Annotated in this window: 14 protein-coding genes; 3 read left to right on the forward strand and 11 right to left on the reverse strand. The window is 73.5% G+C overall.

Annotation, left to right across the window (positions count from 1 at the left end):
* Positions 1-144: 144 nt before the first annotated feature.
* Positions 145-669 (forward strand): ATP-binding protein, encoded by a 525-nt coding sequence (locus ACF061_RS19305; RefSeq protein WP_392268093.1) that lies wholly within the window; start codon positions 145-147, stop codon positions 667-669.
* Here ACF061_RS19305 and ACF061_RS19310 read toward each other — a convergent pair.
* The 7 genes from ACF061_RS19310 to ACF061_RS19340 all read right to left on the reverse strand — a co-directional run bounded on the left by ACF061_RS19310 (position 629) and on the right by ACF061_RS19340 (position 11,388).
* On the reverse strand, positions 629-2,071 hold the full coding sequence (locus ACF061_RS19310) for an amino acid permease (protein ID WP_392268094.1): 1,443 nt from the start codon (positions 2,069-2,071) through the stop codon (positions 629-631). The two genes, ACF061_RS19305 and ACF061_RS19310, sit on opposite strands and share 41 nt — an antisense overlap.
* A 149-nt stretch (positions 2,072-2,220) precedes the next feature.
* Positions 2,221-3,228, reverse strand: coding sequence for an ornithine carbamoyltransferase (argF, locus tag ACF061_RS19315; RefSeq protein ID WP_392268095.1), 1,008 nt, complete (start codon positions 3,226-3,228; stop codon positions 2,221-2,223).
* A 102-nt stretch (positions 3,229-3,330) separates the two neighbouring features.
* A complete protein-coding gene (locus tag ACF061_RS19320; RefSeq protein WP_392268096.1) occupies positions 3,331-4,572 on the reverse strand; it encodes an arginine deiminase in 1,242 nt (413 codons plus the stop codon).
* A gap of 258 nt (positions 4,573-4,830) precedes the next feature.
* On the reverse strand, positions 4,831-7,416 hold the full coding sequence (locus tag ACF061_RS19325) for a polynucleotide kinase-phosphatase (protein ID WP_392268097.1): 2,586 nt from the start codon (positions 7,414-7,416) through the stop codon (positions 4,831-4,833).
* Complete coding sequence (locus tag ACF061_RS19330) at positions 7,413-9,038, reverse strand: 3' terminal RNA ribose 2'-O-methyltransferase Hen1 (RefSeq protein WP_392268098.1); 1,626 nt, start codon at positions 9,036-9,038, stop codon at positions 7,413-7,415. Before ACF061_RS19330 ends, ACF061_RS19325 begins: the two co-directional genes overlap by 4 nt.
* 107 nt (positions 9,039-9,145) lie before the next feature.
* Entirely contained in the window at positions 9,146-10,072 is a 927-nt protein-coding gene (locus ACF061_RS19335) for a DUF4232 domain-containing protein (RefSeq protein WP_392268099.1), read from the reverse strand.
* A gap of 392 nt (positions 10,073-10,464) precedes the next feature.
* Positions 10,465-11,388, reverse strand: a complete 924-nt coding sequence (locus ACF061_RS19340) for an LLM class F420-dependent oxidoreductase (protein WP_392268100.1) — start codon at positions 11,386-11,388, stop codon at positions 10,465-10,467.
* A gap of 160 nt (positions 11,389-11,548) precedes the next feature.
* On the opposite strand from ACF061_RS19340, the gene ACF061_RS19345 reads away from it, so the two are divergent.
* The gene (locus ACF061_RS19345) at positions 11,549-12,217 is read left to right on the forward strand and encodes a trimeric intracellular cation channel family protein (protein ID WP_392268101.1); all 669 of its coding nucleotides are present in this window, start codon (positions 11,549-11,551) and stop codon (positions 12,215-12,217) included.
* 46 nt (positions 12,218-12,263) lie between these two features.
* A complete protein-coding gene (locus ACF061_RS19350) occupies positions 12,264-13,544 on the forward strand; it encodes an amidohydrolase (protein ID WP_392268102.1) in 1,281 nt (426 codons plus the stop codon).
* Between the two features lie 60 nt (positions 13,545-13,604).
* On the opposite strand, the gene ACF061_RS19355 is transcribed toward ACF061_RS19350, so the two are convergent.
* From ACF061_RS19355 to ACF061_RS19370, 4 genes are all read right to left on the reverse strand, one after another.
* Entirely contained in the window at positions 13,605-14,078 is a 474-nt protein-coding gene (locus ACF061_RS19355) for a DUF6099 family protein (RefSeq protein ID WP_392268132.1), read from the reverse strand.
* 434 nt (positions 14,079-14,512) lie between these two features.
* Positions 14,513-14,890 carry a nucleotide pyrophosphohydrolase gene (locus ACF061_RS19360; RefSeq protein WP_392268103.1) on the reverse strand — a complete coding sequence of 126 codons (378 nt, stop codon included), beginning with the start codon at positions 14,888-14,890 and terminating at the stop codon, positions 14,513-14,515.
* Entirely contained in the window at positions 14,887-16,104 is a 1,218-nt protein-coding gene (locus tag ACF061_RS19365; RefSeq protein ID WP_392268104.1) for an AAA family ATPase, read from the reverse strand. Before ACF061_RS19365 ends, ACF061_RS19360 begins: the two co-directional genes overlap by 4 nt.
* A gap of 206 nt (positions 16,105-16,310) precedes the next feature.
* Positions 16,311-16,700, reverse strand: a complete 390-nt coding sequence (locus ACF061_RS19370) for a cell division protein SepF (RefSeq protein WP_392268105.1) — start codon at positions 16,698-16,700, stop codon at positions 16,311-16,313.
* Positions 16,701-16,993: the final 293 nt, after the last annotated feature.

Consider the following 16,993-nt stretch of genomic DNA (forward strand, 5'->3'; position numbering starts at 1 on the left):
CGTCGACGGCGCGGCAACGGCGGGAGTGGCGGCGGGAGGCCGGCCGTTCGCGTGGGTAGTCCCTGCGTGCCGGGGCCGGGGCCCCGGCACGGAGGGCGACGGCGGCCCCCGTACCATTCCTCACGTCGAAAGCAGGACCACCTGATGATGACCACTGGGACGTCCTGTGCCATGAACGGACACACGTTGCACGAACCCACCGCCCGCCCGACGTCCGGGCACCGCCCCCCGTCGCGGCACGCCGGGCCGCCCCTGTCGTCGTGGCGCGTCGCGCTTCCGCACACGCCCGCCGCCGTACCGGTGGCCCGTGCCCTGGTCCGTACGGCGCTGGCCGAGCCGGAGCGCACGGCCGACAGCGACACGGCGGAGCTGCTCACGGCGGAGCTGGTCGCCAACGCCGTCGAGCACGCCGCGGGCGGCGGACCGATAGAACTGGTCGTCCAGCTGCTGGAGGCCGGCTGCCACGTCGAGGTGCGCGACCCCGACCCGGCGCCGCCCGGCGATCTGACCCGGCCGAGTCTCACGGCGCCCGACCCCTGGCAGGAGCACGGGCGCGGGCTGCTGCTGATCCGCGCCCTCAGTTCCTCCTGCGGCCACCGGCCTGCCGGGGCGGGCAAGGCGGTGTGGTTCAGACTGCTTGCAGCTCCTGGGCCGCGGCGTCCGGGGTGACCTCGGGACGGGCGGCCAGCCGCGAGTGGCGGCGCCCGTAGAGGACGTAGACCAGCGCTCCGGCGGCGAGGAAGCCGGCGAACTCGAGCCAGGTGCTCCAGCCCGTCTCGTACATCAGGTACAGGCAGCAGGCGACGCCGAGCAGCGGGACCACGGGGTAGAACGGCACCCGGAAACCGCGCTGGAGGCCCGGCTCGCGGCGGCGCAGCGCGATCACGGCGACGTTGACCACGGCCATGGTGGCCAGAGTGCCGATGGTGCACAGGTTGACCACGGCGTCCAGCGAGGCGAAGGCGGCGGGGAGCGCGAAGACGACGCCGACGATGAGGGTGCCGGCGACGGGCGTCGCGGTCCTCGGCGAGACCTTCTCGAAGACGCGGGGGACGAGGCCGTCGCGGGACATCGACAGCAGGATGCGGGTCTGGCCGTACATCACGGCGAGCACGACGGAGGCGATGGCCACGACCGCGCCGAAGGCGATCACCGCGCCGCCGATCGACGAGCCGGTCACCGCGTTGACGACATAGCTCAGCGCGGCGGCCCGGTGGCCGACCTGGTCGCCGCCGATGGCGCCGATGGCGGCGAGCGCGACCGCGCAGTACAGCAGGGTGACCAGGCCGATGCAGACCAGGATGGCGAGCGGGATGTCGCGGCGCGGGTTCTTGGCCTCCTCGCCGGCGGTGGTGATCGCGTCGAAGCCGATGTAGGAGAAGAAGGCGGCGGTGGTGCCCGCGCCGATGCCGCCGAGGCCGGCCGGGGAGAACGGGGTGAGGTTGCCGTGCTTGAAGGCGGTGAGGCCGATGGCGCAGAAGGCGATCAGGATGGCGAGCTTGAGCACCGCCATCGCGGCGGTCGCGCGGGCGCTCTCGCGCACCCCGCGCACCAGGAGCAGGGAGGCCAAGGCGATGACGATCACCGCGGGGAGGTTGACGATCCCGCCGTCGCCGGGGCCCGCGGACAGAACGGCCGGGAGCTGCCACCCGACGACGCTGTGCAGCAGCTCGTTGACGTACTGGCTCCAGCCGACCGCGACCGCCGAGACGGACACGCCGTACTCGAGCAGCAGGCACCAGCCGACCAGGAAGGCGGTGGACTCGCCGAGTCCGGCGTAGGCGAAGGAGTAGGACGAGCCGGAGACCGGGATCGCGCCGCCCAGCTCGGCGAAGGCGAACGCGGTCAGCACACAGGTGATCGCCGCCAGCACGAAGGAGACGACGACGGCCGGGCCCGCCTGGGCGACCGAGTCGGACAGGCCGACGAAGATGCCGGTGCCGACGATCGCGCCGACGCCGAAGCAGACCAGCTGGAACAGGCCCATCGTGCGCTTGAGGCCGTGGCCCGCGCGGTCGGCGCCGGATTCGGCGAGCAGTCGCCGGGGGGACTTGATGCGGGGAGCGGGCATGGGGGGTGGTGCTCGTTTCTGGTGGTGCGGGGCGACCGGATGGGGTCGCCGGGCGGCAGCGGAATGGGTGATTCCGCTACCGCCGGTCAGGATACGGCCTGGTGGGGCGGCCGGTCAGGTTCTCGCCGTGGCCCGTGGCCGGGGTCCGGTCAGGCCAGGGTGGCGACCATGACCGCCTTGATGGTGTGCAGGCGGTTCTCCGCCTCGTCGAAGACGACCGAGTGGGCCGACTCGAAGACCTCGTCGGTCACCTCCAGGGACGTCAGGCCGTGCCGCTCGTGGATCTCGCGGCCGACCTTGGTGCCGAGGTCGTGGAAGGCCGGCAGGCAGTGCAGGAACCTCACGTCCGGGTTGCCGGTGGCGCGCAGCACGTCCATGGTCACGGCGTACGGCGCCAGCGCCCGGATGCGCTCGTCCCAGACCTCCTTGGGCTCCCCCATCGAGACCCACACGTCGGTGGCGACGAAGTCGGCGCCGCGCACCCCCTCCTCCAGCGACTCGGTGAGGGTGACGCGGGCGCCGCTCGCGGCGGCCAGTCCGTTCGCCCGGTCGACGATCTCCTGGGCGGGCCAGTAGCTCTTGGGGGCGACCAGGCGCACGTCCATGCCGAGCAGGGCGCCGGTGACGAGGTAGGAGTTGCCCATGTTGAAGCGGGCGTCGCCGAGGTAGGCGAAGGCGGTCTCGGTCAGGGGCTTGGCGCAGTGCTCGGTCATGGTGAGCACGTCGGCGAGCATCTGGGTGGGGTGCCAGTCGTCGGTGAGCCCGTTGTAGACGGGGACGCCGGCGTGTGCGGCCAGTTCCTCCACGGCCGCCTGGCTGTCGCCCCGGAACTCGATCGCGTCGAACATCCGGCCGAGGACGCGGGCGGTGTCCTTCATGGACTCCTTGTGCCCGATCTGCGACCCGGACGGCTCGAGGTACGTGGTCGAGGCGCCCTGGTCGGCGGCGGCGACCTCGAACGCGCAGCGGGTGCGCGTCGAGGTCTTCTCGAAGATCAGCGCGATGTTCTTCCCACGCAGGTACGGCGTCTCCGTCCCGGCCTTCTTGGCGGCCTTCAGCTCGGCGGCCAGCTCGATCAGGCCGCGGAACTCCTCCCCGGTGAGGTCCAGCTCCTTGAGGAAGTGGCGGCCGGCGAGGGCGGTCGGGACTGTCGCCATGGGGGCGCTCCAACGGGTGAGGGACAGGGACTCATGGAATTCTATACGATTCCCAGAATTTGTATGCAACGCGCCAGGGTCGTCCGGCCGCCTCCGCCCGCTTCAGGCGGCGCCGGGCCCTCCCACCGGGTCCCGTTCCACCGGGCAGCTCATGCAGCGCGGGCCGCCCCTGCCCCGGCCCAGTTCGCTGCCGGGGATCTCGATCACCTCGATGCCCTGCTTGCGCAGATGGGTGTTGGTGGTGGCGTTGCGCTCGTAGGCGACCACCACTCCCGGCTCCACGGCGAGGACGTTGCAGCCGTCGTCCCACTGCTCGCGCTCGGCCGCGTGCACGTCCTGGGTCGCGGTCAGCACCCGGATCTCGCTCAGCCCGAGCGCGGCGGCGACGGCCCGGTGCATGTGCTCCGGCGGATGGTCGGTCACCTTGAGCTCCTTGTCGCCCGAGCCCGCCTCGATGGTGTACGAGCGGAGCATGCCCAGCCCGGCGTACTGGGTGAAGGTGTCGCCGTCGACCATGGTCATCACGGTGTCCAGGTGCATGAAGGCACGCCTCTTGGGCATGTCGAGCGCGACGATCGTACGGGCCGACCCGGCGGCGAAGAGCTTGTGCGCGAGCATCTCCACGGCCTGCGGGGTGGTCCGCTCGCTCATCCCGATGAGCACCGCGCCGTTGCCGATGACCAGCACGTCGCCGCCCTCGATGGTGCACGGGTAGTCGGCCTGTCCCTCGGACCAGACCTGGAACCCCTCGCCGCGGAAGAGCGGGTGGTAGCGGTAGATCGCCTCGAAGTGCACGGTCTCGCGCTGCCGGGCCGGCCAGCGCATCGCGTTGATGGAGACCCCGTCGTAGATCCAGGCGGAGGTGTCCCGGGTGAAGAGGTGGTTGGGCAGCGGGCCGAGCAGGAAGTCGTCCAGGTCCATCACGTGGAACCGCACGGACGTGGGCTCCGCGTGCGCCTGGAGGAACTCCCGCTTGGTCATGCCGCCGACGAGGGCCTCCGCCAGTTCCCGGGCGGGCAGCGTCTCGAACGCGGCCCGCAGGTGGTCGGTGGCGAGCGGGCCGTACTCCTTCTCGTCGAAGACGCGGTCCAGGACGAGCGACCGGGCCGACGGGATCTCCATCGTCTCGGTCAGCAGGTCGCCGAAGAGGTGCACGGCGACCCCCCGGTCGCGCAGCACGTCGGCGAACCCGTCGTGCTCGGCGCGCGCCCGGCGCACCCACAGCACGTCGTCGAAGAGCAGGGCGTCCTTGTTGCTGGGGGTGAGCCTTTTGAGCTCGAGGTCGGGCCGGTGGAGGATGACGCGGCGCAGCCGCCCGGCCTCGGAGTCGACATGGAATCCCATGCCTCCATCCTGACCACCGAACCCCGCTTTCACCCGCCGCTCGCCGGTTTCCGCCTCCCGCGGCCACCGGTCACGGCCGTGCGCACGCTCCTCGGAGGAGCCGCGGGACGAAGTCGTCCCCGCACAGACGTTCGTGCGCCCTTTCGACCATCTCCGAGGCCCCGGCTACCCTAGCGGCACGAGCGGCGCTGCGGCCCGGGCGGCCCTGGCGCCCGCCACCGCTCGTGCCGGACCGGGTGGCGGCGGGCTCCGGTCGTCTCACAGTCGCGGGTCGACCGGCTCCGATTCCAGGGCGAGCACCGCGAACACCGCCTCGTGCACCCGCCACAGGGGTTCACCGTCGGCGAGCCGGGCCAGGGCCTCCACGCCGAGGGCGTACTCGCGGAGAGCCAGTGAGCGCTTGTGGTTCAGGAACCGCTTCCGCAGCCGGGCCAGGTTCTCCGGGCGGGTGTACTCGGGACCGTAGACGATCCGCAGGTACTCCCGGCCGCGGCACTTGACGCCGGGCTGGACCAGCCGGCCCTGCGCGCTGCGCACCAGGGCGCCGAGCGGCTTGACGACCATGCCCTCGCCGCCCCGGCCGGTCATCTCCAGCCACCAGTCGACGCCGGCCCGGACCGACTCCGGGTCGGCCACGTCGACGTACAGGCGACGGGTCGTGCGGAGCAGGCCGGTGGTGTCGTGCTCCACCAGGCGGTCGATCAGCGCGAGTTGCCGGTCGTGGGGCAGCTCGGCCAGGCTGCGGCCCTGCGCGGCCAGGATCTGGAACGGCGCCAGGCGGACTTTGTCCAGACCGTCGGTGGTCCAGCAGTAGCGGCGGTAGGCGGCCGTGAACGCGGCGGCGTCCGAGGCCCGTGCACGCTGGCGTTCCAGCAGGCCGACGACGTCGGCGCCGCGGGCCGCGGCGCTCTCCAGCGCGGTCAGCGCTGCGGGGAACACCGCACCGGCCGCCGCTCCGACCGCCGCGTACTGCGACCGCAACAGCCCGGAGGCCTTAAGCGACCAGGGCATCAGCTCGGCGTCCAGCAGCAGCCAGTCCGTGTCGAGTTCCGCCCACAGGCCGGCCTCGGTGGCCGCCCGGCGCAGCCGGGCGAGGATCTCCTCGGTGACCGCCGGGTCGTCGAAGAACGGACGACCGGTGCGGGTGTAGAGGGAGCCCGTCGGCCCCAGCCCGCCCGCGGCTCCGCCCGGGCCGGGGGCGCCCTCGACCCCGAAGCGTCTGCGTGCCGCCTCGGCGTCCCGGCACACCAGGACCACCGCCCGCGAGCCCATGTGCTTCTCCTCGCACACGACCCGCTCGACCCCGTCCTCCCGGTACTGGGCGAAGGCCTCCTCCGGGTGTTCGAGGTAGCCGTCGACCTCTGAGGCGGCGGTCGGCGCCATGGTGGGCGGCAGGTACGGCAGCAGCCTCGGGTCCACCGCGAAGCGGCTGATGACCTCCAGGGCCGCCGCCGCGTTCTCCTCGCGCACCGAGACCCGGCCGGCGTGGCGGGTCTCCACCACCCGGCGGCCGTGCACGTCGCCGAGGTCCAGCGGCCGCCCGTCGTGCCCGCCGGGCGCCTCGGAGCGCAGCGGCCTGGCCGGCTCGTACCAGACCCGCTCGGCCGGTACGTCGACCAGTTCCCGCTCCGGCCAGCGCAGCGCGGTCAGCTTGCCGCCGAAGACGGCACCGGTGTCCAGGCAGATGGTGTTGTTGAGCCAGGTGGCCTCCGGGACGGGTGTGTGGCCGTAGACCACCGCCGCCTTGCCGCGGTAGTCCTCCGCCCACGGGTAGCGCACCGGCAGGCCGAACTCGTCCGTCTCGCCGGTGGTGTCGCCGTACAGCGCGTGCGAGCGGACCCGGCCGGAGGTGCGGCCGTGGTACTTCTCCGGCAGACCGGCGTGGCAGACGACCAGCCGGCCGCCGTCGAGGACGTAGTGGCTGACCAGGCCGTCGATGAACTCCCTCACCTCCTGCCGGAACTCCTCGCTCTCGCCCGCCATCTGCTCGACGGTCTCGGCGAGTCCGTGCGTGGGCCGGACGTTGCGGCCCTTGAGGTGACGGCCGAACTTGTTCTCGTGGTTGCCCGGCACGCACAGCGCGGTGCCCGACTTCACCATCCCCATCACGCGGCGCAGCACACCGGGCGAGTCCGGTCCCCGGTCGACCAGGTCGCCGACGAAGACCGCCGTGCGTCCCTCGGGGTGCGCGCCGTCGGCGTAGCCCAGCTTGCCGAGCAGTTCCTCCAGTTCGGCCGCGCAGCCGTGGACGTCGCCGATGACGTCGAACGGGCCGGTGAGGTGGGTGAGGTCGTTGAACCGCTTCTCGGTGACGACCGAGGCGTGCTCGACCTCCTCGACGCCCCTGAGGACGTGCACCTTGCGGAAGCCCTCGCGCTCCAGGCGGCGCAGGGAGCGCCGCAGCTCGCGGATGTGCCGCTGGATCACCCGGCGGGGCATGTCGGCCCGGTCGGTGCGGGCCGCGTTGCGCTCGGCGCACACCTCCTCGGGCACGTCGAGCACGATGGCGATGGGCAGCACGTCGTGCTCGCGCGCCAGGTCGACGAGGTGCCGGCGGGATTCCTGCTGCACGCTGGTGGCGTCGACGACGGTACGGCGGCCGGCCGCCAGGCGCTTGCCCGCGATGTAGTGCAACACGTCGAAGGCGTCGCCGGAGGCGCTCTGGTCGTTCTCGTCGTCCGAGACCAGGCCGCGGCAGAAGTCGGAGGAGATGACCTCGGTGGGCTTGAAGTGCTTGCGGGCGAAGGTGGACTTGCCCGAGCCGGAGGCTCCGACGAGGACGACGAGGGAGAGGTCGGTGACGGGCAGGACGCGTCCCTGCCTTGTGGTCGTGGTCTCGGTCATGCCGCCTCCGCCTCCTTCTCGCCGGTTTCCTGTCCGGTCCTCTCTTCGGCTTCCTCTCCGGTCCGCTCGCCGGCTTCCTCTCCGGTCCGCTCGCCGGCTTCCTCTCCGGTCCGCTCGCCGGCTTCCTCTCCGGTCCGCTCGCCGGCTTCCGCGCCGGTCCGGCCGTCGGTCCTCTCGTTCGCGGCCCCGCGTGTGAACACCGCCATCTGGGTGGGCGGCCCCACCTCGGGGTCATCGGGACCGATCGGAGTGAACCCGACCGTGTAACCGTGGCGTCGCGCCACGGTCTCCGCCCAGGCGCGGAACTCGGCGCGGGTCCACTCGAAGCGGTGGTCGCCGTGCCGGACGTGTCCGGCGGGCAGGGACTCCCAGCGGACGTTGTACTCGACGTTCGGGGTGGTCACGAGGACCGTGCGCGGTCGGGCCGCGCCGAACACCGCGTACTCCAGGGCGGGCAGCCGGGACAGGTCAAGGTGTTCGATCACCTCGCTGAGCACGGCGGCGTCGTACCCCTTGAGCCGCTTGTCGGTGTAGACGAGGGAGCCCTGGAGGAGCTTGACGCGCGCGGCCTGCCGCTCGCCCATCCGGTCCAGCTTCAGCCGCCGTCCGGCGATGGTGAGGGCGCGCACCGACACGTCGACGCCGACGATCTCGGTGAACCGCGGGTCCTTGAGCAGCTCCTGCACCAACTGGGCCTGCCCGCAGCCGAGGTCGAGCACCCGGGCCGCACCGGCGGCCGCCAGCTCGGCGACGATCGCGGCGCGGCGCCGCACGGCGAGCGGGGTCGGCTTCTCCTCCGTCCCGGTCTCGGCCGCCACCGCGTTGTCGAGCTCCTCGACGTCGCTGTCGTCGGTCTCGGCGAGCCGCACCAGCTCCAGCCGCTCCATCGCCTGCCGGGTGAGCGACCAGCGGCGGGTCAGGTAGCGGCTGGTGATCAGCTTCTGCTCCGGGTGGCCGGGCAGCCAGCCCGCACCGGCCCGCAGCAGCTTGTCGACCTCGTCGGAGGAGACCCAGTAGTGCTTGGCGTCGTCGAGGACGGGGAGCAGGACGTACAGGTGACGCAGGGCCTCGGCGAGGGTCACGGCCCCGGACTCCAGGACCAGGTGCACATAGCGGGAGTCGCCCCACTCGGGGAACCGGTCGTCCAACGGGACCGGTTCGGCGGTCACCGACCAGCCGAGCGGTTCGAACAGCCGCCGTACGAGAACGGGTCCGCCGCGGGCGGGGAGCGACGGTATCTCCACGCGCAACGGCCTGGGCAGTGCGGGGAGTTCCGGCCGGGCACGGCACACCCCGCGCATCGCGCTGGAGAACACGCCGCTCAGCGCCACGGCGAGGAGGGAGGAGGCCGCGTAGGGACGGTCGTTGACGTACTGCGCGAGTGCCGCGTCGGGCGCCCCGCCGCGTCCCTTGCCCTTGCCGCGCCGTACCAGCGCCACCGCGTCGACCTCGAGCAGCAGCGCAGCCGTGCAGCGCAGGTCGTCCGCCTCGGGGTAGAGGACGTGCGCCGTGCCGTAGGAGGTGGAGAACGCCTGGGACTTGTCCGGATGCTTGTGCAGCAGGTGTCCGAGTTCGGTCGCCGGGCGTTCGGGGGTGCCGGTGGTGGTGATGGTCAGGAACACGGTGGGTCGCCTCGAAAGGTTCGGGGAAGGGGCGAAAGCGCTGGTGAGGCGCTCGCGTTCCCCTCAACGTACCGAGAACGGCGGTCCGGCACCCGGGATTTTCGGTGCTACCGCTCCGCCCGCTGCCACGGCCTGACACCGAGCTTCCCGGTGGTTCCGAGGTCGAGGTGGGGGGTCACCGTCACCGGGTCGGCGCCGTCCTCGGCACGGACCCTGACGTACGGGACGTCGACGGGCGTGCCCGCTTCGGTGGTGTTGCGCCACACCAGGCCGGAGCTCGCCGTCTCGCCGGGCCGGAGGGTGACGGGCCGGGGCGCCTCGTCGGGTCCCGCCGCGGTGGTGATGTCGCCGCTGCCGTGGAGGATCCTGATGCCCTCGACCGGCTTGAACGACTCGTCCAGCAGTTCCAGTCGCGGGTAGCCGTTGACGGTGTAGTCGTGTGTTCCGCAGTTCTCCAGGCGCAGTCCCACCACGCGCAGCCCCATGGCGGCGTCGCCCTGGTCGGCCGTGACCCGGATGCCGGAGGCCGGGCACACGCCCTCCTCGGGCGGCGCCTCGTCGGCGGGGACCTTGGTGACCTGGGCGACCCGGACCCGTGTCACCGCTGACGCCCCGGGCGCCAGGACCCCCAGGTGGACCGTCCCGCGCACCGTGCTGCCCGGGCCGACGTCGCGCACCGTCTGCCATTTGTTGCTCATCACACCTCCGGTGCTGGAGGTGAAGTCGAAGAGGACGCTGTAGGTCAGCGCCTCGGTGCCGTCGTTGGTGACCTCGTACTCGGCCGAGATCCCCGAATCGGCGGGCAGGCCCTCCGCGGTGACCGAGGAGCGGCGCGTCGGGGAGGGCGACGGGGACGGGATGGTCACGGCGGTGATCCGGACGCCGTCGGCCCCCGGGTCGGTGACCTCCGATCGTGACGGCGCCACGGCCGCGTCGGCGCCGCCGCCCCGGGCGCCGGAGTGCTCCGTTCCGCACGCCGGGAGGAACAGGATCGCGGCGAGGGCCGGCAGGAGGAGCGGGGCGGATCTGCGCATCCGCCCACCCCATCAGGGCGCCGACCCAACGACCGTGACGGAAGCCACAGTTCCGGTCACAGGGCTGTCACAGGCCCCGGGCGGGGCCGGGCACCGGAGACCGAGGGGCCTGCGTTCGCGGGCCCGTGACCGCGGTGCGCAGGCCGGGGGCCGAGGCCGAGGACCGAGGCTGGGCGCGGAGACCGAGGAACAAGGCTGGAGGCCGGGGCTGAGGGCCGAGACCGAGGAACAAGGCCGAGGGCCGGGGCTGAGGGCCGAGACCGAGGAACAAGGCTGAGGTCAAAGGCCGGGTGCCCGGTGCCTCCTTCTCGTAGTGGACCTGAGCATCCGCGACGGGGCGTGTCCCGGTCCGGACTTCGCCGCCCGGACCGGGACGTGTGGCCGTCGTCGCGCTACGACAGCTGCGACTGGACCTGGGCGGAGATCAGCTCCAGGTGGTCCAGGTCGGCGAGGTCGAGGATCTGGAGGTAGATCCGCCGGGAGCCGATCTCTGCGTACCGGCCGATCTTGTCGACCACCTCGGCCGGGGAGCCGGCCAGGCCGTTGGCCTTCAGCTCGTCGACCTCGCGGCCGATGGCGGCGGCCCGTCGGGCCACCTCGGCGTCGTCCCGCCCGACGCAGGCCACCAGCGCGTTGGAGTAGACGATGTCGTCGGCGCCGCGGCCCGCCTGCTCGGCCGCGGCCCTGACCCGGCCGAACTGCCGTTCGCTGTCCTCGATCGAGGCGAAGGGGATGTTGAACTCGTCGGCGTACTGGGCCGCGAGCCGGGGAGTGCGGGTCGCGCCGTGGCCGCCGATGAGCACCGGGATCCTGCCCTGCGCGGGCTTGGGCAGCGCGGGCGACTCGGTCAGCTCGTAGTACTTCCCGCGGAAGTCGAAGGTCTTGCCGACCTCGGTCGCCCACAGACCGGTGACGATGGCGAGCTGCTCCTCCAGGCGGCCGAACTTCTCCTTGGGGAAGGGGATGCCGTACGCCTTGTGCTCCTCCTCGAACCAGCCGGCGCCCAGCCCCAGCTCGACCCGGCCGCCCGACATCTGGTCGACCTGGGCGACCTGGATGGCGAGCACACCGGGCAGCCGGAAGGTGCCCGCGGTCATCAGCGTGCCGAGGCGGATGCGCTTGGTCTCGCGGGCGAGTCCGGCGAGGGTGATCCAGGCGTCGGTGGGGCCGGGCAGGCCGTCCACGTCACCCATGCGGAGGTAGTGGTCGGAGCGGAAGAAGGCGTCGAACCCGAGGTCCTCGGTGGCCTTGGCCACGGTGAGCAGTGTGTCGTACGAGGCCCCCTGCTGGGGCTCGGTGAAGATGCGAAGATCCATGCCTCCATCCTGCACTCCGCCGCGCCCACCGGCCGCACCGGCCGGGGCGGCGTTCCCGTCCTCGGCGGGGCGGGTTCCCCTCCGGCGGTCAGCGGGGGCGCTCGGCGAGCGGGCGGGCCGCCCCGATGGTTCGCTGAGGGGGTGAGGGAGGTGCGGGTCCATGGCCGGTCTGCTGTCGCCGGAGAAGGTGACGGAGGCCACCCGCGCGCTGGACCTGACCGGGGTCTTCGCCAACGGCATGCCGGGCGGCGTCCGGGCCCGCGAGCGCGACCTCGACCTCTTCGGCTTCCTGGTCATCGGTGTCGTCTCCGGGCTGGGCGGCGGAATCATCCGCGACACCCTGCTCCAGCGCGGCACTCCGGTGGCCCTGACCGGCTACGCGTATCTCACCGCGGCCTTCGCCGGGACCCTGCCGGCCTTCCTCGTCGCCATGAGCCGCCACGCCTCCGGTCCGGCGTTCGAGCTGCTCGACGCCACGGCGCTCGGCGTCTGGGGGGTCGCCGGAGCGCAGAAGACCCTCACTGTCGGCCTGGGCCGGCTCCCCGCGGTGCTGCTGGGCACGATCACGGCGGTCGGGGGCGGCGCGGTGCGGGATCTCCTGCTCGGCGCGACGCCCGGCGTGCTCGGCGGCAGGACCCCGTACGCGACGGTCGCCGCGCTGGTCAGCGGCGTGCTGGTGCTGGGCAGCCGCCTCGGCGCGCCCGTCGTCGGGATGGTCGCCTCAGTCGTGGCCGGCACCCTGCTGCGGCCGGCCGCGCTGTCCCGTGGGTGGCGGCTGCCGGACCACCGCGACTGGCGGCCCGGGGGCTCGCGCCGCCAGGACGGCTGAACGGCGGAAAAGGCTTCGGTTCATCGCGAGAGAGGACCACACCGTCATGGACTCCAAGGCCGCCGCGGACCGTGTCCTGACCGGTCTCGACGACATCCGGTCCGAGCTGGAGGCGTTCCACCGGGACCTGCACGCCCACCCCGAGCTCTCCCACCAGGAGCACCGCACCGCGGCCCGGGTGGCGGAACACCTGGAGGGCTGGGGCTACGAGGTGTGCGCCGGCGTCGGCGGGACGGGCGTGGTGGGCGTGCTGGCCGGCGGGGACGAGCCCGCCGTCCTGCTCCGCGCGGACATGGACGCCCTGCCGGTGCGGGAGGACACCGGTCTGCCGTACGCCTCCACCGTCACGGCCACGGACGCCTCCGGCCGGGAGGTGCCGGTGGCGCACGCCTGCGGCCACGACCTGCACGTCACCTGTCTGCTGGGCGCGGCCCGGCTGATGGCGGCCGGCCGTGGGCCGTGGCAGGGAGCCCTGGTGGTCCTCTTCCAGCCCGCGGAGGAGACCGGGGACGGGGCCGACCGCATGCTCGCCGACGGGCTGACCGACCGTGTCCCCCGCCCCGGCGTCGCCTTCGCGCAGCATGTGCTGCCCTACCCGGCCGGGTGGGTGGGCACCCGCGCCGGGTCCTTCCTGTCCGCGGCGGACAACCTGACGGTCACCCTGCACGGGCGGGGCGCCCACGGCTCCGCCCCGCAGGCCGCGATCGACCCGGTGGTCATGGCCGCCATGACCGTCGTCCGCCTCCAGACGATCGTGTCCCGGGAGCTGGCCGCGACCAGGCCGGCCGTGGTGACCGTGGGCTCGATCCAGTCGGGCAGCAGCGCCAATGTGATCCCGGACTCGGCGGAACTGCTGATCAACGTCCGCACCTACGACGAGGACAGCCGGCAGCGGGTGCTCGACGACGTACGGCGCATCGTCCGGGCGGAGTGCGACGCCTCCGGCGCCACCCGTGAGCCGGACTTCGAGCCGGGCGGCCGGTTCCCGCCCACCGTGAACGACGAGGCGGTCACCGCGGAGGTCGCCGCCGCCTTCACCGCCCGCTTCGGGCAGCGGGCGGTGACCGCGGAGCCGCAGAGCGCCAGCGAGGACTTCAGCCGCCTCCCGGACGCCTTCGGCGTTCCCTACACCTACTGGGGCATCGGCTGCGTCGACCCTCGGACCTACCGGACGGCCCAGCGGCGGGGCACGATCGCGCAGGACGTCCCGGTCAACCACAGCGGCCGCTTCGCACCGGTCGTCCAGCCCACCCTGGACACCGGCGTGAGCGCCCTGGTCACCGCCGCCCTGACCCGGCTCCGTCCCCCGGCCGACGGGAAGACCTGAGGGGCCGGCGGGAAGACCCGAGTGCGGCGGTCGCCCATCCGCCGGGGCCGGACGCGGGCCCTAGCCAGCCTCCCGCTCGGGCAGCGCCGAGGCGTCCCGGGCCGCCAGTTTCCGCAGCATCTCGCGGACCCTGTCCCTCGACTCGTCGGCCGCGTCGATGGCCTCCACGCACTGCCAGTAGGTGCGTTCGTCCACGGCCGAGCCGGCGACGCCGACGAGGGCTATGCCGACCTCGCCCAGCAGGCCGCCGAGGCACAGCAACGTCCGGCGGGCATCGGCCAGTTCGGTGAGCTGTGCGGCCCGCAGGTCCCCGGGGTCCAGGTCCGGCGCGTCCAGGACTCCGCAGCCCCGGCCCGCCAGTTCAGTCAACCCCAGCGCCTCGCCGCGCAGTTCGGGTGGCCCGGAGACCGCCAGACGGCTGCCGATCGCCTGCGCCAGGGCCTGTGCCTGCCACACCTCCGCCAAGAGGGCGGGGGTGTCGCCGCTCCCCGCCAGGGCACGCCTGCTCGCCAGGATGAGCCGCACCGCGTCCATGCGCTGCCCCCGTCTCTCCCGACGTGCTTCTCGCACGTCCGCCCGAACTCCCCTTGTTCACTACCCAGAGTGAAGGCAGGTGACGCAAAAAGCCAGAGCAAGACGGAAATCTTCGGACAACAATTCGGTTTCGACTCATGAGTCAACTACGGAGCGTGATGAGCGACTGGTCGCGCCCTCGCGGTGCCCCGATCGGCATGGCGACCCGGATGCGGTCGCCGCCGCCGAACCGGCCGGGGCGCCCGGAGCCACCGGCGTCCGCCGAACCGACCGGGGCCGGACCGCTCATGCCCAAAGACGCACGGCGCCGGGGCCCCGGGCTGCCCCGCCGGGCCGGGGCCCCGGGCCTGCCTCGCCGGGTCGGGACGTGCGGGCCGGAACAGGCGCGCAGAACGTGCGGCCCGTTCCGGCGCGCCGGAACGGGCCGCCGGGGGCTACTGCTCCGGCTTGCCCGGCGCCGGGAACCTGCGTTCGTTCCTGGCGATCTTCGCCGCCAGCGCCGCCAGCGGGTCGACGTCGAGCACCTCGCACAGTTGCAGCAGGTACGCGAGGACGTCCGCCACCTCGTCCCGCACACGGAACGCGGTCTCCGGGTCCGCCATGACCCGCGCGGACTCCTCCGGCGTCAGCCACTGGAAGATCTCGACCAGTTCGGACGCCTCGACGCTGAGCGCGGCGACCAGGTTCTTGGGGGTGTGGTAGGGCTGCCAGTCCCGGGCGGCGGCGAAGTCGGCGAGCCGGCGCCGCAGGCCGTCCAGGTCCGGCCGCTCCGAACCCCCGGCGTGCGCGGAGTCGTCGTACTGATCTGTCACGGCTCCAGGTCTACCACCCGCGCCGCCCCCACCTCACCCGCCCAGGAACCGTCGCTCACCGCGCCGGTGAACCGGATGTGCCCGCGTTCGCACATCCGCGCCGCCAGCCGCAGCAGGCCGAGGCGCTGCCGGGGATCCAGGCCCGCGTCGAAGCCGTCGGCGAGCACCGTCAGCGTCTGCAGGGCCGCGGGCACCTCGCCCGCCGGGTCCACGTCCAGCACCCCGGGCCCGGTCAGCAGCACCAGTGCCAGCGCCGCGTACCGCAGTTCGCCGTCGCCCAGCCGCTCGAACCCGGTGCGCGTCCCGTCCCCGCGGTCCAGCACCGCCCGCACCCGCCCGTCGCCCGACGGCTCGGCGAGCACATCGGCCACCGGGCCCGCGCACCCGGCCCGCACCGCCTCCACGAGCAGTCCGTGCCGCCGGGCGCACTCGGCGCGGGTGCGCCCCAGGACGGCGGCGAGGTTGCCGCAGTCGCGCGTCAGCCGCCCGGCGCCGGCGGGCACCGGCGCTCGCATCCGGCCGGGCAGCGGCCCGCAGGCGAACACCGACCGCAGGGCGACCACCATCTGCTCGACCGCGGCGAGGACCTGACGCTGCCCGGCGGTCCGGCCGGCCACCCGCAGGGGCAGCAGCGCGGTGCCGAGCCGGTCGTCGGGCAGCGACGCCCTGGTCACGGGCTCCGGGCCGCCGGTGTGCCAGGAGGCCTCGACCGTCCGCCGCCCCGGGTCGCGCAGCGCGGTCTCCAGCAGGACCAGCCCGCCGGCCGACAACCGCTCCCCCACGACCCGCAGCTCGGGCTCGGCCTGCACGGCGACGTCCAGCCGGACCGGTCCCCCGGGACCGTCCGCCGTGCAGCCGATGCGGAAGCCGCGGCGGCGCTGGGCGTCCGGGCGGGCGCGTTCGGGTACACAGGCGGCGGGATCGGGGAACGCCTCGCCGAGTTCCGCACCACCGCCGAGCCGGGCGAGCGCCTCGTACGCGCGCAGCGCACCGGTCTTGCCGCAGCCGCTGGGCCCCGCCAGGAGGGTGAGCGGCCCGAGCGGGACGCGGACCCGGCGGTGCCCGGCGTAGGCGGACAAGCGCAGTTCCGTGACGCACGGCCGCTCCGGCCCGGGTGGTGGAACCGGCGCCGGAACCGTCGGTGAGGACGACGGCGTGGCGGACGGCGACGGGGACGGGAGCGAGGGCGCCGGGGGCGCCGGGAACGCGGTCATGCCCGGACCGTAGGACGCCGTCGGCAGGACGAACCGTTCCGCCCGCGCGGCTTCCTACGATCGGGGGACGGCCACCGCCCCCCGGCCTCGGGCACGAGTACGGGACTTGACGGGGCCGGTGTCGCGGCCGGCAGGATCCTGCGCGGTGGAGGCCGCGGGCCGGCCGTTGGTCCAGGACCGCGACGGACGAGCGTCGCGGCCGCGGTTCACACCCCGGGGACCGCCGCCCCCTCCATCAGCCCGCTCACCTCGGTGCCGGGCGGTGTGAGGAGGAACACGTTGCGGTCGACCCGGTGCATCCCGCTGGCCAGGCCGAAGACCACGCCGGTGCTGAAGTCCAGGATTCGCTTGGCCACCTCGCCCTCGGCGCCGGTCAGGTCCAGGAGCACCGGGGTGCCCGACATCAGCGTCTCGGCGACGTCCCGGGCGTCCGCGAAGACGTTGACCCTGAGGACGACGAAGCGACGGCGCATCTCCGTCTCCGCGTCCGGCAGGGCGCGGTGGTGAACCGCTGACGGCCAGGAGTCGCGCCCCCGCAACGGCACGACCTGGGCGAGCCCCTCCCACTGTTCATCGGTGACGTCGTGGCTGTTCACCGGCTCCCCCTGACCTGACTCGTACTCATCGCGTGCACCAGCCAATTCTTACGCCATGTCACCTGTTCGGCCCAACAGCGACACGGTTGGCCGCGCACGGGGACGACCTCGCCTCGCACGACCCACGACGTCCGACCGGCCACGGCGCGGCGCGGAAATCGCCGCCCGGCCGGGTGCCCGGGCCCGCCCCCTGGCACGGCGGACGTACCCGCGGAACTGCCGGGAACAGGGCCGGGGGCCGGGAAGGCCGGCGACGGGAAAGCCACGGGCCGGGATTCTCCGCCCGCCCGGCC

The sequence above is a fragment of the Streptomyces sp. NPDC015220 genome, from assembly GCF_043079345.1.
GTDB lineage: Bacteria > Actinomycetota > Actinomycetes > Streptomycetales > Streptomycetaceae > Streptomyces.